21 protein-coding genes, 2 tRNA genes and 4 rRNA genes are annotated in these 26,259 nt (G+C 52.3%); 10 read left to right on the top strand and 17 right to left on the bottom strand.

Annotation, left to right across the window (positions count from 1 at the left end):
* Window positions 1-265: 265 nt before the first annotated feature.
* Window positions 266-1,147: a U32 family peptidase gene (locus ABHF33_RS09560; protein WP_348943748.1), complete on the top strand. Its 882-nt coding sequence runs from the start codon at window positions 266-268 to the stop codon at window positions 1,145-1,147.
* A complete protein-coding gene (gene ubiT, locus ABHF33_RS09555) occupies window positions 1,144-1,575 on the top strand; it encodes a ubiquinone anaerobic biosynthesis accessory factor UbiT (RefSeq protein WP_348943747.1) in 432 nt (143 codons plus the stop codon). The genes ABHF33_RS09560 and ubiT overlap by 4 nt, the downstream gene beginning before the upstream one ends.
* Window positions 1,576-1,684: 109 nt before the next feature.
* Here the strand turns inward: ubiT and rrf (ABHF33_RS09550) are convergent.
* The 6 genes from rrf (ABHF33_RS09550) to ABHF33_RS09525 form a co-directional block, all read right to left on the bottom strand.
* Window positions 1,685-1,798 (bottom strand): 5S ribosomal RNA (gene rrf, locus ABHF33_RS09550).
* A gap of 113 nt (window positions 1,799-1,911) precedes the next feature.
* Window positions 1,912-2,025 (bottom strand): 5S ribosomal RNA (gene rrf / locus ABHF33_RS09545).
* 160 nt (window positions 2,026-2,185) lie between these two features.
* Window positions 2,186-5,072: ribosomal RNA gene (locus ABHF33_RS09540) — 23S ribosomal RNA — on the bottom strand.
* 381 nt (window positions 5,073-5,453) lie between these two features.
* Window positions 5,454-5,529 (bottom strand) — tRNA-Ala (locus ABHF33_RS09535).
* Between the two features lie 38 nt (window positions 5,530-5,567).
* Window positions 5,568-5,644: transfer RNA gene (locus tag ABHF33_RS09530), tRNA-Ile, on the bottom strand.
* Between the two features lie 119 nt (window positions 5,645-5,763).
* Window positions 5,764-7,297: ribosomal RNA gene (locus ABHF33_RS09525) — 16S ribosomal RNA — on the bottom strand.
* Together the 16S, 23S and 5S rRNA genes with 2 tRNA genes alongside form the textbook arrangement of a ribosomal RNA operon.
* 293 nt (window positions 7,298-7,590) lie before the next feature.
* On the opposite strand from ABHF33_RS09525, the gene ABHF33_RS09520 reads away from it, so the two are divergent.
* Entirely contained in the window at window positions 7,591-7,797 is a 207-nt protein-coding gene (locus tag ABHF33_RS09520) for a hypothetical protein (protein WP_348943746.1), read from the top strand.
* Here ABHF33_RS09520 and ABHF33_RS09515 read toward each other — a convergent pair.
* Genes ABHF33_RS09515 through ABHF33_RS09500 form a run of 4 tightly spaced genes read right to left on the bottom strand, consistent with a single transcriptional unit; the run spans window position 7,794 to window position 10,081 of the window.
* Complete coding sequence (locus tag ABHF33_RS09515; RefSeq protein WP_348943745.1) at window positions 7,794-8,498, bottom strand: GNAT family N-acetyltransferase; 705 nt, start codon at window positions 8,496-8,498, stop codon at window positions 7,794-7,796. The genes ABHF33_RS09520 and ABHF33_RS09515 overlap by 4 nt on opposite strands.
* Window positions 8,499-8,524: 26 nt before the next feature.
* Window positions 8,525-9,106 (bottom strand): FMN-binding negative transcriptional regulator, encoded by a 582-nt coding sequence (locus ABHF33_RS09510; RefSeq protein WP_348943744.1) that lies wholly within the window; start codon window positions 9,104-9,106, stop codon window positions 8,525-8,527.
* A gap of 1 nt (window position 9,107) precedes the next feature.
* Window positions 9,108-9,545 carry a rhodanese-like domain-containing protein gene (locus ABHF33_RS09505; protein WP_348943743.1) on the bottom strand — a complete coding sequence of 146 codons (438 nt, stop codon included), beginning with the start codon at window positions 9,543-9,545 and terminating at the stop codon, window positions 9,108-9,110.
* A 14-nt stretch (window positions 9,546-9,559) separates the two neighbouring features.
* Window positions 9,560-10,081, bottom strand: coding sequence for a GNAT family N-acetyltransferase (locus ABHF33_RS09500; protein ID WP_348943742.1), 522 nt, complete (start codon window positions 10,079-10,081; stop codon window positions 9,560-9,562).
* A gap of 180 nt (window positions 10,082-10,261) precedes the next feature.
* On the opposite strand from ABHF33_RS09500, the gene ABHF33_RS09495 reads away from it, so the two are divergent.
* From ABHF33_RS09495 to ABHF33_RS09470, 6 genes are all read left to right on the top strand, one after another.
* Window positions 10,262-11,722, top strand: a complete 1,461-nt coding sequence (locus tag ABHF33_RS09495) for a PLP-dependent aminotransferase family protein (protein WP_348943741.1) — start codon at window positions 10,262-10,264, stop codon at window positions 11,720-11,722.
* 108 nt (window positions 11,723-11,830) lie between these two features.
* Window positions 11,831-12,454 carry a GspH/FimT family pseudopilin gene (locus ABHF33_RS09490; RefSeq protein ID WP_348946627.1) on the top strand — a complete coding sequence of 208 codons (624 nt, stop codon included), beginning with the start codon at window positions 11,831-11,833 and terminating at the stop codon, window positions 12,452-12,454.
* On the top strand, window positions 12,451-13,086 hold the full coding sequence (locus tag ABHF33_RS09485) for a PilW family protein (protein WP_348943740.1): 636 nt from the start codon (window positions 12,451-12,453) through the stop codon (window positions 13,084-13,086). Before ABHF33_RS09490 ends, ABHF33_RS09485 begins: the two co-directional genes overlap by 4 nt.
* A gap of 10 nt (window positions 13,087-13,096) precedes the next feature.
* Window positions 13,097-14,302, top strand: coding sequence for a hypothetical protein (locus tag ABHF33_RS09480; RefSeq protein WP_348943739.1), 1,206 nt, complete (start codon window positions 13,097-13,099; stop codon window positions 14,300-14,302).
* Complete coding sequence (pilV, locus tag ABHF33_RS09475; protein ID WP_348943738.1) at window positions 14,302-15,402, top strand: type IV pilus modification protein PilV; 1,101 nt, start codon at window positions 14,302-14,304, stop codon at window positions 15,400-15,402. Before ABHF33_RS09480 ends, pilV begins: the two co-directional genes overlap by 1 nt.
* A 343-nt stretch (window positions 15,403-15,745) precedes the next feature.
* Complete coding sequence (locus ABHF33_RS09470) at window positions 15,746-17,215, top strand: alanine/glycine:cation symporter family protein (protein ID WP_348943737.1); 1,470 nt, start codon at window positions 15,746-15,748, stop codon at window positions 17,213-17,215.
* Window positions 17,216-17,426: 211 nt separating this feature from the next.
* Here the strand turns inward: ABHF33_RS09470 and eco are convergent, their stop codons facing one another.
* From eco to modA, 7 genes are all read right to left on the bottom strand, one after another.
* The gene (eco, locus tag ABHF33_RS09465; RefSeq protein WP_348943736.1) at window positions 17,427-17,921 is read right to left on the bottom strand and encodes a serine protease inhibitor ecotin; all 495 of its coding nucleotides are present in this window, start codon (window positions 17,919-17,921) and stop codon (window positions 17,427-17,429) included.
* Between the two features lie 132 nt (window positions 17,922-18,053).
* Window positions 18,054-19,514, bottom strand: coding sequence for a sensor domain-containing diguanylate cyclase (locus ABHF33_RS09460; protein WP_348943735.1), 1,461 nt, complete (start codon window positions 19,512-19,514; stop codon window positions 18,054-18,056).
* A 184-nt stretch (window positions 19,515-19,698) separates the two neighbouring features.
* Window positions 19,699-20,781, bottom strand: coding sequence for a molybdenum ABC transporter ATP-binding protein (gene modC, locus ABHF33_RS09455; RefSeq protein WP_348943734.1), 1,083 nt, complete (start codon window positions 20,779-20,781; stop codon window positions 19,699-19,701).
* Between the two features lie 12 nt (window positions 20,782-20,793).
* Window positions 20,794-21,384, bottom strand: coding sequence for a hypothetical protein (locus ABHF33_RS09450; RefSeq protein WP_348943733.1), 591 nt, complete (start codon window positions 21,382-21,384; stop codon window positions 20,794-20,796).
* Between the two features lie 35 nt (window positions 21,385-21,419).
* Entirely contained in the window at window positions 21,420-21,782 is a 363-nt protein-coding gene (locus tag ABHF33_RS09445; RefSeq protein WP_348943732.1) for a DUF2750 domain-containing protein, read from the bottom strand.
* Window positions 21,783-21,800: 18 nt separating this feature from the next.
* A complete protein-coding gene (gene modB, locus ABHF33_RS09440) occupies window positions 21,801-22,475 on the bottom strand; it encodes a molybdate ABC transporter permease subunit (protein ID WP_348943731.1) in 675 nt (224 codons plus the stop codon).
* Between the two features lie 2 nt (window positions 22,476-22,477).
* The gene (gene modA / locus ABHF33_RS09435) at window positions 22,478-23,203 is read right to left on the bottom strand and encodes a molybdate ABC transporter substrate-binding protein (RefSeq protein WP_348943730.1); all 726 of its coding nucleotides are present in this window, start codon (window positions 23,201-23,203) and stop codon (window positions 22,478-22,480) included.
* Between the two features lie 237 nt (window positions 23,204-23,440).
* On the opposite strand from modA, the gene ABHF33_RS09430 reads away from it, so the two are divergent.
* Entirely contained in the window at window positions 23,441-25,882 is a 2,442-nt protein-coding gene (locus ABHF33_RS09430; RefSeq protein ID WP_348943729.1) for a methyl-accepting chemotaxis protein, read from the top strand.
* The last annotated feature ends 377 nt before the right edge of the window (window positions 25,883-26,259 follow it).

Raw genomic sequence — 26,259 nt, 5'->3', positions numbered from 1 at the left:
ATTTTCTCATTACTGTTTTTTTAAGCACATGCTTTGCAAAATTAAAACATTTCAGCAGTGCAAGCCGCAGCGGATTTTGTGTGACGTAGTTCACTCAACATAAATTACATGCAGGTTTTCGAGTATTGCACAGGAAACTGAAATATATCCAATTGATTTATATCGTTAATTTTCCACCGAAATAACGGCGAATCTTCGCCATGTAGAAATCGCATCCAATATTACTGTTGTAGAAAGTCCATAAACCCACACAATTGGTACCAATATGCAATTGACCCTAGGTCCTTTACTCTATTACTGGCCCAAACAACAGGTGCTCGATTTTTACGCCCAAGCAGCCGATTGGCCAGTGCTCAGCATTTATTTAGGTGAAGTCGTCTGCGCACGGCGGCATGAATTGCGCACTGCCGACTGGCTGGCGCTGGGCACCGAGCTGGCGCAAAGCGGCAAGCAAGTTATCTACAGCTCGCAAGCCGTACTGGAATCAGGCTCTGATCTCTCCAGCCTGCGCAAACTCGCCCAAGCTGGCGGCTTATTGGAAGCGAATGATTTGGGCGCGATCCGCATCGCCCGTGAGGCAGGTATCGCCTACATCGCCGGGCCGCACTTGAATATCTACAACGGCCCGGCGCTCGATTGGCACGCCAATGCAGGCGCAACGCGCTGGGTAGCCCCATTGGAAGCCAGTGCAAACACTGTAGCTGCAATTCTGGCCGAAAAAACAGTGGCGATTGAAACCGAGATTTTTGCGCATGGCCGCTTACCACTGGCGTTTTCAGCCCGCTGCTTCACTGCCCGTCACTTTGATCTAAGCAAGGATGCGTGTGAGTTTAAATGCATCGAACACGCCGATGGCATGTTGCTAAAAACCCGCGAGGGGCAGGATTTCCTACGCATCAATGGCATTCAAACCCAATCGGCAGCCTGTCATGCGCTGATTAACGATGTGCCACAACTACGCAATATCGACTATCTGCGCATTAGCCCACAAGCAGGGTATACAGCTGAAATCATTGCTGCTTATTATTCACAGATCAATACCCATGCAAATACTGCAAACTGGACGCAGATCAATCCGGAAGGCCTAGTCAATGGTTACTGGCATGGCCAGGCAGGTATCCGATCCATGCAGGGAGCCTCGCAATGAAAATCCCCCAAGCCATAATTCGTGTTTTGCAAAGACTACCGGAAGCCCCGCCAGCCTTAGGGGTAGTGACGACGCTGAACTTGGTACACCATCAATTGTGGCCAGAAGAAGACTTCGGCTGGCTGGAAGGTCGTACGGTACGCCTGCAAGCCAGCGACATCGGCTGCGGGCTCTCGTATAGTTTTCAGTGCGGGCGCTTTGTCACCAGCACGCAAACGCCAGATGTGATCTTTGGCGCGAGTCTGGCAGATTACTGGATTATCGCCCGACGACAGGAAGACCCCGACACGCTGTTTTTCCAACGCCGCCTGACCATTGCTGGCGATACCGAGCTGGGTTTACAGCTGAAAAACCTGATGGATGCCACCGATTTCTCACCGCTATTCGAAAGAATCCCGCAGCCAATCCGCCTGCGATTCGGCATTTAATATTCGCATGAAACAAAAAGCCCAACTCAGCGAGTTGGGCTTTTTTCCATACATCTTTATACCGTAGATAGCAAAAGACCCAGCTCTTCGAGCTGGGTCAGTATGGGGAGTTTGGCAATGACCTACTTTCACACGGGCAATCCGCACTATCATCGGCGCTGAGGCGTTTCACTGTCCTGTTCGGGATGGGAAGGAGTGGGACCACCTCGCTATGGTCACCAAACAAAACTGGTAAGTCTTTTGTGTCCGCTGGACTGGCTCACAAAACACCAAATTCTGGGTATTTCACAAATAAACAAGTACCCAGCTCACCGAGCTGGGTACTTGAATAGGGAAGTCTGGCAATGACCTACTTTCACACGGGCAATCCGCACTATCATCGGCGCTGAGGCGTTTCACTGTCCTGTTCGGGATGGGAAGGAGTGGGACCACCTCGCTATGGTCACCAGACAAAACTGGGTGAGTCGCTGTTTTTTCAAACAACTACTCGAAATCAATAGAAGAAGTAATCTTTCATCAGTCGCATTCGCATGCTTCCGGTTCATCTCTTTATTCAACAATTCGCAATCGGGTCGATTGCACCTTCATCGCATAACGCGTCTCAGGTTATAGGATCAAGCCTCACGGGCAATTAGTATCGGTTAGCTTAACGCATTACTGCGCTTCCACACCCGACCTATCAACGTCCTGGTCTCGAACGATCCTTTAGAGGTCTTAAAGACCTAGGGAAGTCTCATCTTGAGGCTAGTTTCGCGCTTAGATGCTTTCAGCGCTTATCTATTCCCGACTTAGCTACCCGGCAATGCCACTGGCGTGACAACCGGTACACCAGAGGTCAGTCCACTCCGGTCCTCTCGTACTAGGAGCAGCCCCCCTCAAACTTCCAACGCCCACTGCAGATAGGGACCAAACTGTCTCACGACGTTTTGAACCCAGCTCACGTACCACTTTAAATGGCGAACAGCCATACCCTTGGGACCGGCTACAGCCCCAGGATGTGATGAGCCGACATCGAGGTGCCAAACTCCGCCGTCGATGTGAACTCTTGGGCGGAATCAGCCTGTTATCCCCGGAGTACCTTTTATCCGTTGAGCGATGGCCCTTCCATTCAGAACCACCGGATCACTATGTCCTGCTTTCGCACCTGCTCGACTTGTCGGTCTCGCAGTTAAGCCGCCTTTTGCCATTACACTATCAGTACGATGTCCGACCGTACCTAGGCGACCTTCGAGCTCCTCCGTTACAATTTGGGAGGAGACCGCCCCAGTCAAACTGCCTACCATGCACGGTCCCCGATCCGGATAACGGACCAAGGTTAGAACCTCAAAGGGGTCAGGGTGGTATTTCAAGGACGGCTCCACTGAAACTAGCGTTCCAGCTTCAAAGCCTCCCACCTATCCTACACAAACCACTTCAAAGTCCAATGCAAAGCTACAGTAAAGGTTCACGGGGTCTTTCCGTCTAGCAGCGGGGAGATTGCATCTTCACAAACACTTCAACTTCGCTGAGTCTCGGGAGGAGACAGTAGGGCCATCGTTACGCCATTCGTGCGGGTCGGAACTTACCCGACAAGGAATTTCGCTACCTTAGGACCGTTATAGTTACGGCCGCCGTTTACTGGGACTTCAATCAAGAGCTTGCACCCCATCATTTAATCTTCCAGCACCGGGCAGGCGTCACACCGTATACATCCACTTTCGTGTTAGCACAGTGCTGTGTTTTTGATAAACAGTCGCAGCCCTCATTTCTCTGCGGCCTCATTTAGCTCCGGTTGTACACCTTCACTGACTAGAGGCACACCTTCTCCCGAAGTTACGGTGTCAATTTGCCGAGTTCCTTCTCCCGAGTTCTCTCAAGCACCTTAGAATTCTCATCCTACCCACCTGTGTCGGTTTGCGGTACGGTTCGATATTAGCTGAAGCTTAGTGGCTTTTCTTGGAAGCAGGGTATCGCTCACTTCGTCTACAAGTAGACTCGTCATCATGCCTCAGCGTTAAAGCAGCCCGGATTTGCCTAAGCCACACGCCTACACACTTAAACCAACTCTTCCAACCGTTGGCTGAGGTAACCTTCTCCGTCCCCACATCGCACTAATACCAAGTACAGGAATATTAACCTGTTTCCCATCGACTACGCATTTCTGCCTCGCCTTAGGGGCCGACTCACCCTGCGCCGATGAACGTTGCGCAGGAAACCTGGGGTTTTCGGTGAGGGGGCTTTTCACCCCCTTTATCGCTACTCATGTCAGCATTCGCACTTCTGATACCTCCAGCATCCTTCTCAAGACACCTTCACAGGCTTACAGAACGCTCCTCTACCATATGTACATGGTACATATCCGCGTCTTCGGTTATCAATTTGAGCCCCGTTACATCTTCCGCGCAGGACGACTCGACCAGTGAGCTATTACGCTTTCTTTAAATGATGGCTGCTTCTAAGCCAACATCCTGGCTGTCTATGCCTTCCCACCTCGTTTTCCACTTAATTGATCATTTGGGACCTTAGACGGCGGTCTGGGTTGTTTCCCTCTTGTCCCAGGACGTTAGCACCCCAGGACTGTCTCCCATGCTCGCACTTGACGGTATTCAGAGTTTGCCATGGTTTGGTAAGTCGCGATGACCCCCTAGCCATAACAGTGCTTTACCCCCGTCAGTGATACATGAGGCACTACCTAAATAGTTTTCGAGGAGAACCAGCTATTTCCAAGTTTGTTTAGCCTTTCACCCCTAGCCACAGCTCATCCCCTGACTTTGCAACGTCAGTGGGTTCGGACCTCCAGTGCGTGTTACCGCACCTTCATCCTGGCCATGGCTAGATCACTTGGTTTCGGGTCTACGCCCAGCAACTGTGCGCCCTATTCGGACTCGGTTTCCCTACGCCTCCCCTATTTGGTTAAGCTTGCTACTGAACGTAAGTCGCTGACCCATTATACAAAAGGTACGCAGTCACGGAACAAGTCCGCTCCCACTGTTTGTATGCATCCGGTTTCAGGTTCTATTTCACTCCCCTCCCGGGGTTCTTTTCGCCTTTCCCTCACGGTACTGGTTCACTATCGGTCGATGATGAGTATTTAGCCTTGGAGGATGGTCCCCCCATCTTCAAACAGGATTTCTCGTGTCCCGCCCTACTTCTCGTACGCTTAGTACCACAATTGTGTTTTCATATACGGGGCTATCACCCACTATGGCGGCACTTTCCATTGCCTTCTATTAACACGACTGCTATCACGTACAGGCTCTTCCCATTTCGCTCGCCACTACTTTGGGAATCTCGGTTGATTTCTTTTCCTGCGGTTACTTAGATGTTTCAGTTCACCGCGTTCGCTTCACATGACCTATGTATTCAGTCAAGGATGACCCAAAAGGGCCGGGTTTCCCCATTCGGAAATCGTGGGATCAAAGCACTTTGCCAGCTCCCCCACGCTTATCGCAGGCTATCACGTCCTTCGTCGCCTATCATCGCCAAGGCATCCACCAGATGCACTTATTCGCTTGATCCTATAACCTCAAACACGTTTTACCGTGATCTCGGTTTAGAGTATCGGTATTTACGACTTGTTGAATAGTTTCTCAGGCTATTCAACGGCTAGTCTTTCGACTAGCAGATACAATCAACCCAATTTCATACTGTAAGGAGTGAGGCGTAAGGCGTGAGGCGTAAACCTCAAACCCAACTTCACTCCTACATTGTTTAATTAGGAGATATTACTTCTTCTATTTTGTTAAAGAACGATACAGCCAATTAAATCGCCGCTGATTTAAGAAATCAGAATTCAAACAACTAACGGTGTTAATTGCTTCAATTGTGATATCTCGTTTAAGCTAGTTTGGAACAGGTTTTACACCTTACTCTTCACGCCTAACACCTCACAGTTTGATTGGTGGAGGATGACGGGATCGAACCGACGACCCCCTGCTTGCAAAGCAGGTGCTCTCCCAACTGAGCTAATCCCCCAATCTGGCATTACTAAGCTGTTTCCACTGATGAATCAATGGTGGGTCAAGCTGGAATCGAACCAGCGACCCCCGCCTTATCAAGACGGTGCTCTAACCGACTGAGCTACTGACCCAGCTTCCAACCAAGTCCGTAACCCAACAATGAATTGCTTCATTGCTCAGCTACTTTCTCTGTATCTTCAAAATCTACAGCCGATGAGTGTGAGTACTTGACCCGCAGGTCTTTCTCTTGAAAGGAGGTGATCCAGCCGCAGGTTCCCCTACGGCTACCTTGTTACGACTTCACCCCAGTCATGAATCCCACCGTGGTAAGCGGCCTCCTTGCGGTTAGCCTACCTACTTCTGGTGAAACCCACTCCCATGGTGTGACGGGCGGTGTGTACAAGGCCCGGGAACGTATTCACCGCGACATGCTGATCCGCGATTACTAGCGATTCCGACTTCATGCACTCGAGTTGCAGAGTGCAATCCGGACTACGATCGGTTTTGTGAGATTGGCACCCCCTCGCGGGTTAGCGACCCTCTGTACCGACCATTGTATGACGTGTGAAGCCCTGGTCATAAGGGCCATGAGGACTTGACGTCATCCCCACCTTCCTCCGGTTTGTCACCGGCAGTCCCACTAAAGTGCTCAACTGAATGGTAGCAACTAGTGGCAAGGGTTGCGCTCGTTGCGGGACTTAACCCAACATCTCACGACACGAGCTGACGACAGCCATGCAGCACCTGTGTTACGGTTCCCGAAGGCACTCCTCGATCTCTCAAGGATTCCGTACATGTCAAGACCAGGTAAGGTTTTTCGCGTTGCATCGAATTAATCCACATCATCCACCGCTTGTGCGGGCCCCCGTCAATTCCTTTGAGTTTTAGTCTTGCGACCGTACTCCCCAGGCGGTCAACTTCACGCGTTAGCTGCGTTACTAAGCTCCGAAAAGCCCAACAACTAGTTGACATCGTTTAGGGCGTGGACTACCAGGGTATCTAATCCTGTTTGCTCCCCACGCTTTCGTGCATGAGTGTCAGTATCAGCCCAGGGGGTTGCCTTCGCCATCGGTGTTCCTCCACATCTCTACGCATTTCACTGCTACACGTGGAATTCCACCCCCCTCTGCCGTACTCTAGTTAGCCAGTTCACAATGCAATTCCCAAGTTGAGCTCGGGGATTTCACATCGTGCTTAACAAACCACCTGCGCACGCTTTACGCCCAGTAATTCCGATTAACGCTTGGACCCTACGTATTACCGCGGCTGCTGGCACGTAGTTAGCCGGTCCTTATTCTTCAGGTACTCTCATCCCCGGTGGGTATTAGCCACAAGGATTTGCTCCCTGACAAAAGCGCTTTACAACCCGAAGGCCTTCTTCACGCACGCGGCATTGCTGGATCAGGCTTGCGCCCATTGTCCAAGATTCCCCACTGCTGCCTCCCGTAGGAGTCTGGACCGTGTCTCAGTTCCAGTGTGGCGGATCGTCCTCTAAGACCCGCTACTGATCGTCGCCTTGGTGAGCCTTTACCTCACCAACTAGCTAATCAGCCATCGGCCGCTCCAATAACAAGAGGTCTTGCGATCCCCCTCTTTCCCCCGTAGGGCGTATGCGGTATTAGCTATCCTTTCGGATAGTTATCCCCCATTACTGGGTACGTTCCGATGTATTACTCACCCGTTCGCCACTCGCCACCAGACCGAAGTCCGTGCTGCCGTTCGACTTGCATGTGTAAAGCATGCCGCCAGCGTTCAATCTGAGCCAGGATCAAACTCTTTCGTTTAATCTCTAAGCTAAATGTACTACTTGGCTTGTACTTCAATACTCAAAGAAACTGCGAGATAAATTCCGAAGAATTTGTCTTTCAATTTTCTTTTCAATTGAGTGCAAGCACTTGATTTGACTTACGAATCAAGCACTCACACTCATCGGCTGTAATTTGTTAAAGATCGGGCTGAACAACCAGAGAAACGACTACTTCGTTTCGCTGCGTCATCAGCAGAGAGGCCGAACTATACCCACGCCCCTAGAAGTCGTCAACACCTATCGGCGAAGAAAATCCAACAAAGGTGCTAAGTGATTGATCGGAAAGGAAACGAAAATCGAATTATTTTGGCAAAAAGCGCAGAAAGACAAACAACAGCACCAGCGAAACGCTCAGCAAAACGCGGAAAAACCAGCAAAAATTGCGCGCAGTGGGCAGAAACAACGAAACAGAACACTCAAACCGAGCAAAACCAGATTCGAAAAGCACTCAGCCCGCTGGCGCGGGCTGAGTTTTAGCTGTGCTGAGGCATAAATTCGGCTAATTTTCGTTTCTGCTGACCGGTGCCATCGAAGTTGGCATCGTCCAACCAAGCTTCGTATGCCTCTTGTAACTTTGGCCATTCGCTATCCAGAATAGAAAACCATGCCGTATCACGACTACGGCCTTTATTGACCGTGGCATTGCGGAAAATACCCTCGAAGGTAAAACCCAATCGCTCTGCGGCACGTTTGGAAGGTGCATTTAGATCATTGCATTTCCATTCATAGCGGCGATAACCTAATTCAAAGGCGTATTCCATCATCAGCACCATTGCTGCGGTGGCTAATCGGGTGCGCTGCAGTGCGGGCGAAAAATGCAGCCAGCCCACCTCGATACTGCCGCCACTGGGCATGATCCGCAAGTAGCTGGCCAACCCCAACGCCCTACCTGAGCTGGCATCAATGATCGTGTAATACTGCGGGTCAGCTTGCTGCGCACGTTCTGCCAGTTCCGCGTGAAACTCGGCCAAACTCGCGTAGGGGCCTGCACTAAAGTATGTCCACATTGCGCCGCTGTCGGCACTGAATGCCTGCCAGAGATCAGCCGCGTGCACAGCGGCATCCAGCGGCTCAAGACGACAGCCCCAGCCGCTTAATACTTTGGGGGCTGGAAAGCGCGCGCCTTGCCAGTTGTTGACGACTGGCCCCAGTGGCTGACCGAATTCATTAATATACATATCGCGATTTCCCTATCTGCCAACCATCAAACGCTGGCCGCCAAAGCAGCACGCACGCCAGCCTGATTTTCAGTGCTTTGATTCTGGCTTTGTTTAAATTTACCTGATTGCCGCTGGATCTGAATTTCGATGCCGACAATCGCCGCCAGCATTTTCTCCAGATAAGGCGCAGGCGCATCGCTGACCTGCCAAGGCATTGTTTGCTGTCGTTCATGCCGTGCCGTGACTTCAGTCAGCAACTGCAAAAGCACCTCATCCGATTCGATCAGCTTTAACTGGCCGTGAATTTGCACCGCTGAATAATTCCACGTCGGCACGACTCGCGGATCACGCGCTTTACTAGGGTAAAAACCGGGAGAAATATACTGGCTAGGCGATTGAAACAGCACCAGCACCTCAGCGCCCGCCTGTTGCCACAGCGGATTGGCGCGCGCCACATGCCCACGCAATACGCCCAACTCGCTACCATCGTCATGCGAATACAAGGGGATCAGATTCGCCTCTAGCCCTGCTGTGCCGCCATGCACAATGGTGGCCAACGGGAAATCAGCCATCAGTTGCAACTCACTCTGGCGATCAACCGGCTGAAAATGTTTAGGGGTATACATATCAACACGCACACTGGATTGAAATTTCAGTTAATACCCCCGGCTCATCGCCCGTCGCCACCGCCAAGCCATCCTGCCGCCACCAGTGAATGCCGCCAATTAGCTCTTTGACCTGAAAGCCCAGCTTAGCCATTTTGTACGCGCCCCAGGTTGAACCATTGCAACCGATGCCGTCGCAATAGCATATATACACTTTGCTACGATCGAGCTCACGGGTGCTTTCCTCATTCATCGTGCGATGCGGAAACGAAATCGCCCCCGGAATATGCGCGGCCTGATAGTGCGCTGGCGAGCGGGTATCGAGCACCACAATGCCGACCTCGCCCGCGACCAAATCGGCAGCCAGATCGGCGGGATCAGTGCGGTATTTTAATTGCTCGGCAAAAAAGGCTTCTGCCGCCTGCGGTGTCGCCAACCCGGATGATAAAACTGCGCTCATGTTTTTTCTCCTAATTATTTAATCAATTCAGCTGCACTAGCCCACACATAGCGCCAAGCCTTCACCGCGCTACCGTCAGGCGCATGCCAGATTTCACTGCCACACACTTGGCCACCGCGCTGCCGATAAAAATACTGCCCGGATGTATTGCTCTGATTGCAATATAAATAAAGCCCTTGCTTGATATACTCCGCCTGCACACAGACAGCGGCAGTCGCCATCAATCGCGTGCCAATACCCAAACCCTGTGCGTTGGCGGCCACGTGCAAATTATCAAGATACGAGCCCCATTGCGCATCCTGTGCCAAATACAGGCAGCAAAACCCCAATAACAGCTTATCGTCACACGCCAGCCACACCCGCTGATTAGCCGCTGGCGCGCTCAAGCGCCGTTGCCAAATCTGGCTGCGCTCCGCCAGAGCCAGCTCGTCCAGATAATGATCGCTTAAAGTCCCACGATACGTTTGCTGCCAGCTTTGCACATGCAGGCGGGCAATGGCGTCGGCATCGTTGGCCGTTGCGAAGCGGATTTGCATGGCAATACTCCATCTTTAAAAAAAACACGCTGGAGCGCGCCAACCTCTCAAGCGGAAAATGCAGCGTTAAGTAAAAAATCTCGCCTCATTTACATCCGATTGGCGCGTCTAGTCATGCCTCTACTGTAAGGGCATAATGGTTTTGAACTACAAACCAATTTACGCAAGCAGGCCAGACCAATGTCCGCCCTCCCCACGCTCTTCGCCAGCCACGCCCAAGCCGATTTGCCCTTGCATGAGCAATTGGTCCGCGCTTTGCGCCATGCCATTCTGGATGGCCATTTAACGCTGGCCAGCCGCCTGCCTGCGACGCGAACGCTGGCCGCCGATTTGCAGCTGTCGCGCAGTACGGTCGAATTAGCGTATGCACGATTGGAGTCGGAAGGCTATGTGCAACGCAAAGTGGGCGCGGGCAGCTTTGTCGCGATTGCCGCTCAGCGTCAAACCGCTGCGCCGCGCAAAGCAGCGGCCGGATTATCACAACGCGGGCAGGCGATTGCGGAGATGGGCGCGTGCCGAGATGGGGTGAATCCACTCACGCAAACGTCTTTTTTCACCGGCCAGCCCGATAGCTGCGCCTTCCCACGCGAGCTGTGGGGCAAGCTGATGCAGCAACGCTGGAAAAAAGACGGCGAAAAACTGATGCGTTATGGCGATCCGCAAGGCTTGCCCGAGCTGCGAGCGGCCATTGCCAGCTATCTGGCGCAATCGCGCAATGTGGTCTGCGACGCCAGCCAGATTGTGATTTTGAGCAGCTCGCAGCAGGCGATCCAGCTCACGGCACAATTATTGATCGACGCGGGCGATACGGTCTGGCTCGAAGACCCCGGCTATCTGGGCGCGCGCAATGCGATGCAAAGTGCCGGTGCCGCGATTTGCCCGATTCCGGTGGATGCCGAAGGCATGCAAATCGATGAAGATACTGCCACCAAGTACCCCGTGCCAAAGCTCATCTACACAACACCTTCACACCAATACCCCTTGGGAATGGCCATGAGTCTGACGCGTCGCATGGCGCTGCTGGAGCAGGCTGCGGCGATGAAGGCGTGGATTATCGAGGACGATTACGACGGCGAGTTTCAATACGAGCAGCGCCCGCTACCCTCGCTGCAAGGGCTCGATACGCAAGGCCGCGTGATTTATATGGGGACATTTAGCAAGGTGCTATTTGGCTCTTTGCGTCTCGCCTACCTCGTGCTGCCGCCCGAGCTGGTTACGCCGTTTACATTGGCGCGCACGGCATTTGACGGCCATAGCAATCAGCTGATGCAGGCGGTGACGGCCGATTTTATCAATGGCGGCCATTTCGCCAGCCATTTGCGCCAGATGCGCACGCTCTATAAAAGTCGCCGCGATTTGCTAATCGCCCAGCTCGCCGAGCATTGCCCGCAGCTCACGCTGGTCAATACCAGCGGCGGCCTGCAATTTGCCGTCTGGTGCCCGGCGGGCTGCGAGGCAAAATGGGCAGCCGCTGGGATCGCCCAAGGCCTGCCAATGCGACCATTGAGCAAATTTTATCTGGGTGAGCCGCAAGGCGAGGGATTTCTAATGGGGTATTCATCGCTAAGCAATGATGAAATTAGGCTGCAAGTCTATACCCTTGGCAACATAGTCGATAACTCAGCGCCGCGTACGGCCTAAATCGAATGCCATTTCGTCAACCAACAGCTGACAAAATACCTTCATCATTTCAACAATTTACTGACAAAAACCCCTGCGAAATAGTGAAGAAGAAAAATCTTGGTTAGAATGCAAAGTCATTTAATTCGCCAAGATCTGATCATGCGATATCACTCCACGGGCTTCACACTGATTGAACTCATGATTACGGTTGCCATCATGGCCATCATATTGGCGGTGGCAGTTCCCAGCTTTAATAAAATGATCGAACAAGAACGGATAATTACAGCAGCAGAAAGCATTTCATCAGACTTGGTTTTAGCGCGCAATGAATCCATTCGCACCAATGAAGCCAGCTACTTTACATTGGAAACGGGCTGGAAATACTCGGTATGCAATGCAAATGGTGCAGCAAGCTGTACCTGCAATTCGACGACCCCACTCAATGCAACAAAAGGCAGCTGTAAACGCAGGTTTACAAAAGAAAGTAGCGACTGGAGCAACATTTCAGCCAACACAGCAGCTTTTGACAATGATTTCAAATTTGATCCTATCAATGGCATGCCCAGAGAGTTGGACAATAGCAAATGGACGGGCAGCGGCAAAAAATCTTTAACGCTCAGTTCATCGCTAGGCCAGGAACTATTTATCACGATTGGCAGCAGTGGCCGAGTCAAAGTATGCACCAACAGTACCTCAACAAAGAAAGTTGGCCGTTACACCGCTGTTAGTACAGGAGGAGATTGTCTATGAAACGATCCATCAAACAGCAGCGCGGGACATCACTGATCGAACTACTGATCTCAATTGGCATCGGTTTGTCTCTCCTTACTGCAATCTGTGCCTATTTCTATGGCAGCGTGGGTGCTCAGAAAAACACACTGAGAGAAATTAGCCTTGGTAAAGAAATGCGTTTTGCTGAAAACCTGATGATTTCTGAATTACGAAGATCGGGATTCGCCCCTGTTGAATTAGCAGCTCCGGATTTAAATGCCTTAACACCCGGCATATTTAGTACAAGCTGCATTTTAAGCAATTACTACAATAATAATGGCGCAACTTCTATCCTGAATGTCTCAGGATTCAGATTTATTAATAATCAGATTCAAATGCGCAACAACCCGGCTGGCAAATGCAGTGATGAGGCCGGCTCAAACAATTGGGAATCATTAATTGATGGCACCCGAATCAAGGTGACCTCATTCTCAATCAGCCAATATCCCAATAGTGCAGGTACTCTCAATCTGAGTTATGAAGCAGAAGCAAAAAATGAGCATAGTGACGCAGCGCTCAGTAACCTTGATTCGACAAAAATCAAAGTCAACAATCTGGCCGTCGACATGTTTAACGTCAGTGTAATCAATACATTGACCGCAGCAGACTAAGGACAAAAAAATGAACCCAAGCTTATATCGTCAACACGGCGCAACAACGCTATTGGTGTCATCCTTGCTATTAATTGTCATCACACTGGGCGGCTTGACGCTAAGTCGGCAGGTCATTCAGGACAGCAAGGCCAGCAACCAACTCTTTTTCCGCGCAAAAGCCCTTGAAGCAGCGAATGCCGGCGTCGCCGGATTTACCGCACAGCTAATCGATAAAAATAAAAATAAAACACTTTTGAATGGGCTCAACGCCACACCCGGCACCGTGACACTGGATGCAAAATACGCGCTCAGCAATCTAGCATATTCACTGAAAGCCAATACCATTGCCAACGATCCGGTAACTGGCCTGCCCAGATTGCAATTAAGCAGCACCGGCTGTTTACCTGCTGATTGCAGCGACGCGAAAGCCGTGGTGACACAATACATTAGCTATGAACAGGTCGGCGGGGTTGTAAACGATTATTTAAGTATCAATGACACTTTAAACCGGGTATCTGGCACATCAGTGACCGTACATTCAGCCCCGAATGGAGCCTCAGGTATTGGTTACGGTAATACGATTAATAATTGTACTGCAGGCCAATATGCTCCCGCTACCGCATCGGGTTGTTCCACATCAGCAGGATCTTTATTTGATAGCACCACAATGTATTACACCAACTGGGAGCCCAAAACAGGCATGCCACCAGGCTATGACTGCACCTTGCCAGGCAATCAGCCCAATTGCCAAGAAAGCCCAACCAAAAAAGCGGCAACCGACCGGGAGCAAAAATCGGATAGCAATTATTTCAAGCAGTATTTTGGCACCAAAGACAAAAATGAAATCAAAGCAAGAATCGATAGCGGCGACTTAGATCCAAATAAATACATCTGGATTGAGGGCGATGCAACGACCAAAGGCGACCACTTAATTTATAAACCCGATGGCAATCCAATCGATCCGGAAGGCAAGATTGTCATTATTACAGGAAATCTAAACAGCGGCCCATCAAACTGGTTTCAACAAGTAACTGACCATTCATGGGGAATGGTCTATGTCGGCGGAGACGTCAATCTCAGCTGCGATTGCAGGATAAAAGGAATGATGGCAGTCGAAGGCAATATGAATGTTTATGGCTCGCTTCATTTCTGGGCCGATCCCGGGGCAAAAAGCCTTTTTGACGAATTCATCGTTCTATCCTATGCGGGTAAATCAGGCTGGAGGGATTTCTAATGCGCCATAAACAAAAAGGCATAGGCCTGATTGAAGTCCTTATTGCACTCGTGGTCATTGGCATCAGCGTATTGGCACTAACCAGCTTGCAGGGGCAAACCTTGAAATCATCGGCCTATAACAAGCAGAGGGTAGAGGCACAGGCTTATGCCTATCAGGCCCTAGAAAGGATTCGAGCTGAGTCCGAGCGTGCCAATTGCAGCTTGACAGATACGACCGCTACAGTCACTGAAGAAATGAAGGTGATGGGATTTATAGATCTCGATACATTATGCAATGGTAGCGTCAATGGCTCACATAATAAGATGAGCCGCACTTGCAGTATTGCGTTAACCTGCAAGGCAAAGGCCGATGGGTCAGATCAAGCGGTGACCGCAGGCAAATGTCCGACAGGTGTCTCTGCCGCTGAAGTTGTTTCCAAAGTGCGCTGGGACGGCGCAAGCTGGGGTGGGCAAGGTGAGGTTGCTCCGGTGGCCGATCAATATGTTGAGGCTCGTATTCTACTCACTGATTATCGCAAATCCCTCACTTTTAAAATTTGGAATGCCTCGCATGGCTGGGAAGAGGGCGATATTGTCAGACAAGGCAATCAGGCAGAAAATCGCTATTTCATTTGTTATAAAGCAGAAGGCTGCCCTAAGCCCGGCTTTAACCAGCCCAAAAATAATGATGCAGACGGCGATACCAATCATCCAGACTACTGGAAGAAAGTCGGTGAAGCGCCTTATTGTTCGCGGGACATCTTTGCCAATAGCGGCGTCATTCCGGCTGTAACACCAGCAGTCACACCTGCCACAACAACAGACCCAAATACAACATCAGCCCCCACAAATGCACCTACGAATGCACCAACAGCGGCGCCTACAGCTGCACCCACTATCGCACCAACAGCTACACCTGCTGGGGTACTCTGCGCGACTTGGAGCACATCTCTCGTTTACACCGCAGGCAATATTGTCAAACATACGCAAGGCCAAAGCATTAAATACTACTTAGCAAAACAATGGACACAAGGCCAAAATCCAAACTCTAACAATGGCCCTTCCGGCTCAGGTAAACCATGGACCGAGATTACTCAAGCAACAGCAGGATGTAATTGAAGAATTAGTCAATTAGCCAACAAGCCCTCAGTATGAGGGCTTGTTAATTTAATACACGCATTTGCAATCTTGATTGTACGTATAACGTATAAGTACGCACGCCACAGATAGCTTGAATACTGTTGACCATGACTCTATGTAAATCAAAGACTTAGATTCTCATCATTCCAACTAAGCTTGGCAGACCTACTTAACAATCCATCAATGTTCATATATACAACCTCGAGTAAGCCCCTCCCCGCCTCTACGGCAATCCCCCATGTCGGTTTTTCCTAATAGCTGGGCTATGGCGTGACGCCGACAATCAGCTGATCAAATAGCAAAAGCATACTGGGAGAGGGCAATGCAGGATTTGGTCAATCTGATTAACTCGTATGTCTGGAGCTCGGCACTGATTTATCTGTGTCTGGGCGTGGGCGTGTATTTTTCAATTCGCACCCGCTTTATGCAGGTACGGCATCTGCGCGAAATGTTTCGCCTGATGTTTGACGGCAAAGCATCAAGCGAAGGGGTTTCCTCGTTTCAGGCGCTGACCATGACGCTGTCGGGCCGGGTGGGGATAGGCAATATCGCCGGTGTAGCCACGGCGATCGCCTTTGGCGGGCCGGGCGCGGTGTTCTGGATGTGGATGATGGCCTTTCTGGGCGCCAGCACATCGTATGTGGAGTGCACTTTAGGGCAGATCTACAAAGAGCGCGTCGATGGCCAATTCCGTGGCGGCCCGGCTTACTACATCGAGCGTGGCTTGAAAATGCGCTGGTACGCCATTGCCTTTGCGCTGGCCACCATTCTGGGTTGCGGCCTGTTGTTGCCGGGCATGCAGGCCAACGGGATCGCCAGCGGTTTGCAAAATGCTTTTGGCGTTCCGCCTGAAACCACGGCGCTGGGCGTGGTGATTGCGCTGGGTCTGATTGTGTTCGGCGGCGTGAAACGCATTGCACGCTTTGCCGAAATCATCGTGCCGTTTATGGCGCTGGGCTACATCCTGATGGCCTGCGTGGTAATCGCGCTCAATATCAGCCTGCTGCCCGAAGTGCTGCGCCTGATCATCAGCTCGGCGCTGAGCTTTGATGCCGGATTTGGTGCAATGATCGGCATGGCTATTATGTGGGGCGTGAAGCGTGGCGTGTATTCCAACGAAGCAGGCCAAGGCTCCGGCCCGCATGCAGCGGCGGCGGCTGAGGTGAGCCACCCAGCCAAACAGGGCATCGTGCAGGCATTTGCCGTGTATGTGGATACACTGTTTGTCTGCTCGGCCACAGCGTTTATGATCCTGATTACCGGCAAATACAACGTCGCCGATCCGAATCAGGCTGGCAGTTTCCTGTTTAACGGTTTGCCCAATATGGAAGCCGGTACGGGCTACACGCAATCGGCAGTGGAGAGTATTTTCCCCGGCTTTGGCGCGATGTTTGTTGGCGTAGCGCTGCTGTTTTTTGCCTTTACCACCATTATTGCCTACTACTACATCGCCGAGACGAATGTGGCTTATCTGCTGCGCAACCGTCGAGGCAGCGGCACCGCGCTATTTCTGCTCAAATTCATGCTGCTGGCTACCGTGGTTTACGGCGCGGTGCGCAGCTCGGATCTGGCCTGGGGCTTGGGCGATATCGGAGTGGGCTTGATGGCCTGGCTTAATATCATCGCCATCCTGTTGCTGCAAAAACCGGCGCTCAAAGCGCTGAATGATTACGAAGCACAACAGGCACAAGGGCTGGAGCCGGATTTCGATCCGGTCAAACTGGGCATTGCTGACGCCGATTTCTGGGTAGAACGCAAAGCACAATTGTCTGAAGCCGATCACCGCAAGTAGACGCATTGATATAACAACGGGGCGAAAGCCCCGTTGTTATATCAAATGATAAACCCCACTCGCGAAGCGAGGCTCCCCTCAAGGAGGGGACGGGAGGGGTGGGAATAAAACATCAAGGCCTTATTGCTTAGGATCGGCTTTGCCGAGACTTGAAAATCACGGATTCTCACTTTATTTACAGCCTAACAACGGGGCGAAAGCCCCGTTGTTTTTATTCTACCGAACCCACTTTGGCTTTCTCCGGGGCACGCCAGATTTTGTAGCGCAGCTCAACATCATTCGGCACGTACACCACCACCGGCAATTTGCTGTTGTAGCGAATCAGGTCGTCGTCGGAATACACCGGCACAAATTTACGGCTGCTGGTGCCCGGCGGGCAGGCCATCATCGTGGTCGGGCCCGGGCCGACTTTTTCGACTTTCCAGTAGTTATATCCCCAGCCTTTGACGGTTTCTTCGTCGATTTCGCCGCGTAAACCGCGTGTATTGCAATCGGCGTCGATCACTTTGCCCGGAATCAGTTGCACGCGATACAAATCGGGATTTTTCACTGGCGGCAGCTTGATCACAATGCGCTGATAGCCAGGTTCTGCAGCTGGAAAAGCCTTGAGCGGGTCGCTCTGGGCGTGTGCCGCCATGCTGGCGAGCGCAGTCATGGCCAGAGTACACGCGGTCAAAGGGAGGGTTTTAATCGTACTTTTCTTCATTGCGACTGTTCTCCATGGTGCTGAGCTTCCCGCTCGGCGGGAATCGGGTTGATCAATCCAAACAATGACTCCAGCATAAACCGATTGGCGATCTGCCCCTATGCACTATTGCCGCTCTATCACGTCAATTAATTACACGGCAGGCAAACGATCAACCACCTGGTTACGGCCATGGGTTTTGGCAAAGTAGAGCAAACTATCAATCCGCTGGAAAAAGTCGGCCAGTGACTCGCCATTTTGCCATTGCGTCACGCCCACGCTAATGGTGATTGGGCGAACGGTAGGCAGATCAAAATGGTGGCTGGCCACGCTCAGGCGCAGGCGCTCGGCCAGATCAACGGCGTGCAGCAGATCGCAATCATCCAGAATGAGAATAAACTCTTCCCCGCCCCAGCGCGCCAGAATATCCGAAGTGCGCGGTGCAGCATTGCGCAGCAGCTGGGCAAATTCCTGCAAGACTTGATCGCCTGCGGCGTGGCCAAATTCGTCATTCACCTGCTTGAACAGATCAATATCGACAAACACCCCCGAAATCGCGCGTGGCCGCCGCGCCAGCTCGTTCAGCTTTTGCGCCAGCACCACTTCAAACGCCTGCCGGTTGTACAGCTGGGTCAGCGCATCAATTGTCGCCACTTTTTCCAGCTTGCGCTGGTTGCGATTGATGCTGTAGAGCGCCAGCGCAATCACCATCAGCGTCACCAGCGCCGAAATCACCAAATTGAGCAGCAGAACGCGCTGCACAGGGCGCAGGATTTCGGTTTCGTTCTGCTCAACAATCAGATACCAGCCCAGCTCGGGGATATAGCGCGAATTAACCTGAATATCCTGCCCCTGATGGTGGTAATTGAGCTGCGTGGGTTTGGTGCTGCGATTAATAATCTGCCCGGCAATCTCGCTCAGCCCCGGCTGGGTGCGAATCGAGCCGCGATGCTGCTTGCTCTGCCCGGTGAGTACCACCTCGCCCTTGGCATTCACAAAATAAATCTGCCGCGCAAAACGCCGCTCGTAGCTTTGCAAGAGTTGCGACATGGTATCGAGCGTAATGCCCACGCCAATCGCCCCAATAAATTGGCCCTGATAATCGAGCACGCGGTAGTTGATGAAAATGGTCATCTTGTCGCGGTGCGCCAGATCGGGGTCGACATTGGTTTCAAATAGCTGGCTCATTTGCCGTACGCGGAAATACCAGGCGTCGCGCGGCTCCTGCTCGCTCACGTCTTTGAGCACTCCCCCGGCATGGTAGTAATGCCGGCTGCGCTCGGAGACCAGAAAGCTGGTCAGCGTGCCGTTTTTGGTTTTCACTTCCTTGAGGTAGCGCACAATCTGGTTTACGTCGCGCTCGCCATCCAGAATCCAGTCGCGAACAAAGGTGTCGTGCGCCATCTGCGCCGAAATAAACACCGGACGCAGCATGTCTTTCTGGATTTCGGAATAGATATTGTCGCCGGTCAGCGGTAGCGCGTTGCTCACAATGCCGTGATGAATCTCGTCACGCGAAACCCAGTAGCTAGCCAGGCTGGTCGTGAGAAAACCCAGCACCAGCAAGGTTGCCACCAGCAGCAGTAGGTGCAAACGTTTGGGAATCAATTTCACGCCATTCTCGATTAGCAATATCTAATAAGTTCTTGATTATCCGTAGCCCAATGTCATTTGCAAAGCCGGGCATAGCGCGCATGCACCGTTGTGCGACAAGCCAAAGCTTACGCCAACACATACATATCTCATGTATATCTTTGCAGGGCATGCCCACTATACCGTACAAACATATACCCAAAGATTACAACAAAGCGACCGCCTTCACCTGCGCCCATACCGCCTGCCCCACCACCAGTTGCAGCCGCGCTTGCGACAAGGCGGTGATTTGCGCCGTCAAGCTCACACCATGCACCGACATTTGCACCAGAACATGCGCCGGATGCGTAGTCGGCAATAGCGCCGTGATCCGCGCTGGCAAGCGATTCACGATACTGCTGTGCGCTTCGTCCGAAGTCGCGATACTAATATCGCGCGCCATAATCCGCAGCCGCTGGGCTTGGCCCAGCTGATGCTGTTTGTTCGGCACCCAAAGCGCCCCCTGCTCTCCATCAAGCCCAAAGACCAAACGGGTCAGATGAAACTCGGCATTAAGCTCAACCACGCGGGTGTCCAGAATCGTCGAGCGCTCCTCGGCAAACTGCGCAGGCAAATCCGGCCGCGCCAGCGTGCTGGCCAGCTCGCCCTGTGCAAGTAGCCGCCCGGCACTCATCAGCACCAGATAATCGGCCAGCTGGCTGACTTCATCCATCGCATGGGTCACGTACACCATCGGGATATTGAGTTCACGATTAAGCTGAGCCAGATAGGGCAGCAACTCGGCCTTGCGCGGCGCATCGAGCGCTGCCAGCGGCTCATCAAGCAGCAACAGCGTCGGGGACGCCAGCAACGCACGCGCAATCGCCACCCTTTGCTGCTCGCCGCCGGATAACTGCGCCGGTTTACGCGGCAACAGCGCTGCAATACCCAGCAAGTCCAGCGCCAGCTGATAGCTCACCCGCCGCTGCGACTCTGGCGTGCGCTTAAGCCCAAATTGCAGATTCTGCGCAACTGATAAATGTGCAAACAAACTCGGCTGCTGAAACACCATCCCGACGCCGCGCAAATGCGGCGGCACAAAGCTCGCCTCGTCCTGCCACAGCGCACCGGCAATATTGACCACGCCACGCACCTGCGGCGCCAGCCCCGCAATCGCGCGCAATACGGTCGTTTTGCCGCAACCTGAAGGGCCAAACAGTACCGATACGCCAGTAGCAGGCAGCGTTAAGTCAACATCGAGCGAAAAGTCGCCCAGCTGAGCTGATAGTTGTAGATGCAATAAATTCATCGCCATCTATAACTAAGGATTAAAATCGGTATCAAAAGGCGACTTAATTACAACTCGAGCTTCTTTATCAATCAAGTCTCGAATCGCCTTCCCTTCACGTATTAAGTCATAATATAAATCATCTAACTTCTCAACTATTGATTTACTAATGACTTTATAAATTTTAAAATCCCTGTTAGCGCACTCCAGTTCAACTAAATATATATGAATTAAACCATGGTAGCCTTCTACTCTTTTAGCAACCTCAACATCAAATATATACTTAGACTTGAAGCTCCTCTTGCGAAAGTCTCGAACCATAGCCCAACAAGTAGTAATTTTAATAGTATCATCATTTATTGCAGAAACATTAAATGGGCAAATCATCACTCCATCTTCCTTTGTGACACGCCCAATTTCTAGTAGCATCACAAAATCATCAAGCTCCATAGCGATCTTCGCCCGAACATCAAGAAGAGCAATCGCATTTGCAGTTTTTGCTGCCCAAATTGAATAAAAAAAAGCCGCCATTGAAACTAGTACAGCCGCAATGGCGATCCCATCAGAATAATTAAATCCACCATCACTAGAGTTTGTAAAATTAACGATCAAGGCTTCAAGCATTAATACCTCTTTTGGTCAGGAATTACTTCTGGAAACTAATGTGATTTAATTCGTGCACTTTCAACCAAAGCTTGCAATTCCGAAGGCGTCACATCCACCGACACCGCAGCAATCGACGACCAATTCACGCCGGCGAGCAGGCCATCGCGCTCCATGCCGGGCAGCATTTGCTGCGCGAAAACATCCCATGCAATCGCCACCGGCTCAAAACCTTTGAACGATGGCACGTTGGAGATTTCTTCTGCGGCGCGCGCTTTGCTCGACCAGAATGGCATCGCGCGTTTGCCTTTGCCACCGATGGGAGCAGGGAAACCGACGTCGTCTTTAATGCTCCAGATCGTTTGGCTTTGCGCGACTTCGCGGTAAAAATTGGCCACTTCGATTTCAACAGTACTCATTGCTTTTTTCCAAATGAATTAAATGGTTCGCACCGGCTTATTTAATACATGCAGTGCGAGTAAGACGATAAAACTAAACACCAGCATCGTCAGCGCCAAGGCGTGCGCCTGCGTATATTGCAGCGCTTCGACATGATCATAAATCTGCACCGACACCACGCGCGTTTCGTGCGGGATATTGCCGCCTATCATCAGCACGACACCAAATTCGCCGACGGTGTGCGCAAAACTCATCACCGCGGCGGTGATGATACCGGGTCTGGCCAGCGGCAACACCACACTAAAAAACGTATCGCGCGGCGAGGCGCGCAAAGTAGCGGCCACTTCCAGCGGCCGCGCACCGATCACAGCAAAGGCCTGCTGCAAGGGTTGCACGGCAAACGGCAGCGAATAAATGATCGACGCTAGTACCAGCCCCCAGAAAGTAAACGGCAAGAAGCCCAGCCCCAGCGCTTGCGTGAATTGCCCTAGCCCACCATTTGGCCCCAGCGTAATCAGTAAATAAAAGCCAATCACCGTGGGCGGCAGCACCAGCGGCAATGTGACCACGGCACCGATCACTTTGGCCCACCAGCCCTGATTACGCGCCAGCCACCAGGCCAGCGGCGTGGCCAGCAGTAGCAAGATCACGGTGGTGGTGGCGGCTAGCTTGATGGTCAGGTAAATGGCGGCCAAGTCGTCTGCATTAAGCATGATTACTGGTACCCATAGCGGCGGATAATCTGCTGGGCGGGCGCGGATTTCAGATAGTGCAAAAAGGCCGTCGCGGCGGCGTTGCCCTGCCCCAGATTAAGCAACACCGCATCTTGCCGAATCGGCTGATGATACTGCGCAGGCACCAGCCAGCCCTGCCCCAACGTGAACTGACCATCGAGCATCACCAGCGAGGCGGCGATCAGGCCATACTCGGCATTGCCAGTAGCAACAAATTGCAGTGCCTGCGCGATATTTTCGCCATAGACCAGCTTGCTCTTCAGCCCGTTATACAGGCCTTGCGCCTGCAGATATTCCACCGCCGCGCGGCCATAGGGCGCAACTTTGGGGTTGGCGAGCGCCAGTTTATTTAAATCGCTCGTTTTCAGAGTGTTTTCATTCGGGGTATTGCCCGTAGAAGACCATAAAACAAGACGTCCAGTCGCATACGTAAACAGGGTATCTTTTCTGGCCAAACCCTCCGCCGCCAACTTGCCCGGCGCTTCATCGTCGGCAGCCAGAAAAACTTCAAATGGCGCGCCATGGCTGATTTGTGCAAACAGCTTGCCAGTCGCTCCGCTGCTGATCTGCAACTGATGACCGCTGCGCTTGGCAAAATCGGCCGCCAGTGCATTGAGTGGTGCAACAAAATTCGAAGCCGCCGCCACCTTCACCGTTGCTGCCGTAGCTGGCATGCCCAGACACAAGGCCACACTCAAAATCAGCACTCTGAACATCTGCTCCACCCCCGGTTTGATCGCATTTTATATACCCCAAACTATACCGTGTCGCTCGTCTGCAGGCATGCCTCCAAAGAAGTAGTGTCAAGCCCGCCGCCCGTCAGTGGTATTAGCGCAAACACCGGATAAGGCCTTTGCTATTCCAAATACATACAGCTATCACAGAGAATGCTTACCGTATTCAAACGTGTAAGTTACAAAAATAAATCAACAAAGGTGATACCGATGCAGCTCTCAATCAAATCGCGCTTGATCTACACCATCGCCTTTCTGGCTTTGTTGCTGATCGGCATTGGCGCTCTGGGCATTTACAGCCTGAACAAAACGAATAATTCGATCAAAACTGTCTACGAAGACCGGGTTATTCCGCTGCAGCAGCTTAAAATCATCGCCGACGCCTACGCCGTCAGCGTGATTGATGCCGTCAACAAAGCCAACGCCGGGCTGGTTGACGCCGAAACCACGCTCAAGCAAGTCTCCAGCGCCAATACCCTGATCCACAGCGAATGGGATAAATACCAATCCACCACGCTCACCGCCGAAGAGCAGCAGCTCTCCAATCAGGCGCTGACGCTGTTTCAACACGCCGATGCCGAAATTGCCAAGCTGGAAAGCTACTTAAAAGGCCGCCAAGGCAATATTCAGGGCGAGCTGATCGCCTTCGACGGCCCGCTGTATGCCAGCATTGATCCGATCAGTGAAAAAGTCAGCGAGCTGATCGATCTGCAGCTAACAGTGGCCAAAACCGAATTTAACAACTCGCAAGCCACCTTTGAATCGGTGCGCACGCTGTCGATTGGTCTGATCCTGCTGGGGCTGGCGCTGGCAGCGCTATCCGGTGTGCTACTGATTCGCGCCATCTCCAACCCCTTGTCACGCGCGGTAACGATTGCGCAGAATATCGCACAGGGGCGGCTGGATAATCAGATCGAGATTCACAGCCGTGATGAAACTGGCCAGCTCATGCTGGCCATGCAGCAGATGCAAAGCGCCATTCAGGATTTTGTCCGCGCCCAGCAAAGTATGGCGAGCCAGCATGCCGCCGGGATGATGAGCGCGCGGCTGGATGCTCGCCAGTACCCCGGCACTTTTGGCGAGATGGCCGCTCAGGTGAACACGCTGGTGGATGATCATATCCGTGTTATCGAGACCACGATTGACGTCATCGGCCAGTATTCCCAGGGCAATTTCACGCCGGATATGCCCGCCCTGCCCGGTGAAAAAGCCAAAATCACGCAGTCAATTGCCGAAGTCAAACGCGCCTTGCTGGCGATCAGCAGCGACATCCAGCGGCTGGCCGAGGCCGGTGCCAACGGCGACTTTAGTCCGCGTTGCGACGCCAGCCAGTATCAATTCATGTTCAAAGCGATGCTGGAAAATCTCAACCAGCTAATTATCACCTGCGATGTGGGTTTTAACGACGTGCTGCGCGTGTCCGAAGCGTTGGCGCAGGGTGATTTAAGCCAGAGCATTAGCAAGGACTACCCAGGCCTATTTGGCCGCACCAAAACCGGTGTCAATGCCACCGTGGGCACACTCAATACGATTATTAATGAAGTCAACGCCATGGTCAGCGCAGCCGCCGAGCATGGCGACTTCAGTACGCGGCTCAATACCGGCGACAAAAAAGGCTTTTCGCTCAGTCTGGCCGAGCGGCTCAATGAATTGTCCCGCATCACAGATACCGGCCTGCGCGACGTGATGCGCGTTGCCCAGGCGCTGGCCGATGGCGATCTGACGCAGAAAATCACCCAGCATTATCCGGGGCTGTTTGGCGAAACCAGCGATGCGGTCAATACCACGGTAGATAATCTGCAGCATCTGGTGGGCGAGATTCAGCAGGCCGGCATTACGATCCAGCAAGCCGTTGGCGAAATCGCGCAGGGGAATGCCGATTTGTCGCGCCGCACCGAATCACAGGCCGCCAATCTGGAAGAAACCGCCGCCAGCACCGAGGAGTTAACCGGTACCGTGCGCCAGAACGCCGATAACGCCAAAGAAGCCAATCAGCTGGCGCATGCGTCAGCCCAAGTGACGCAGGATGGCGGCGTGATGGTGCGGCAGGTCGTGCAGACCATGGGCTCGATTCAGGAATCGTCGCGCAAGATTGTTGACATCATCAGCGTGATCGACAGCATTGCCTTCCAGACCAATATTCTGGCGCTGAACGCAGCGGTGGAAGCCGCGCGCGCTGGCGAGCAAGGCCGCGGCTTTGCCGTGGTGGCCTCTGAAGTGCGCAATCTGGCGCAGCGCTCGGCCGTGGCCGCCAAGGAAATCAAGGTCTTGATCAGCGATTCGGTGGCGCAGGTTGACCACGGCAGCCAGCAAGCCAACCAAGCAGGTACAACAATGGCGCAAGTGGAATCGAGTATCGAACGCGTGCGCATCCTGATCGGTGAAATCGCCAACGCGTCCATCGAGCAAAGCGCGGGCATTGCGCAGGTGAATCAGGCGGTGACGCATATGGACGAAGTGACGCAGCAAAACGCCGCGCTAGTGGAAGAAGCCGCCGCCGCAGCCGAATCGCTGCAAGAGCAGGCCAAAGCACTGTCGGCGGCGGTGAGCGTCTTCAAACTCAGCCACGCCACACCCAGTGGTATTCAAGCCATTTTAAGCAAAGCAGCCCAACCGGACGCCGGAATGCCCAGATTGCTGGCGATGCAATAAATACCACCTAGTAGTATCAACACCAAAACATTATTGATTAATAGCTGTATCAACATACCCCTTGCCAATCTCCCGGCAAGGGGTTTTTCTTTGCCTGCCAGTTTTAGTCACGGCCAACGCAGCGCCAAGGGCAGATGACCGCCTGATGACACTTTTTGCGACAAAGTGGTATTAAGCTATCTTGCACCTTGACTTACACCATCAAGGTATGACGCTGCAGCACTTATCCAGCAACCATTTCAAGCTGATACCCCTTGAGCATTGCTAGCCGTGTTAGCCAGCCCACAACACTGGTCTGCATTAGGGAAATCCTCAAGTCTTGGCAATATGACAAATGCAATAAGCTGCGCTCTCCCCATCACGCGATACTTATAAAA

This window comes from Chitinibacter sp. FCG-7, assembly GCF_040047665.1.
Taxonomy (GTDB): domain Bacteria; phylum Pseudomonadota; class Gammaproteobacteria; order Burkholderiales; family Chitinibacteraceae; genus Chitinibacter; species Chitinibacter mangrovi.
This window is presented reverse-complemented; position numbering and strand designations above follow the sequence as displayed.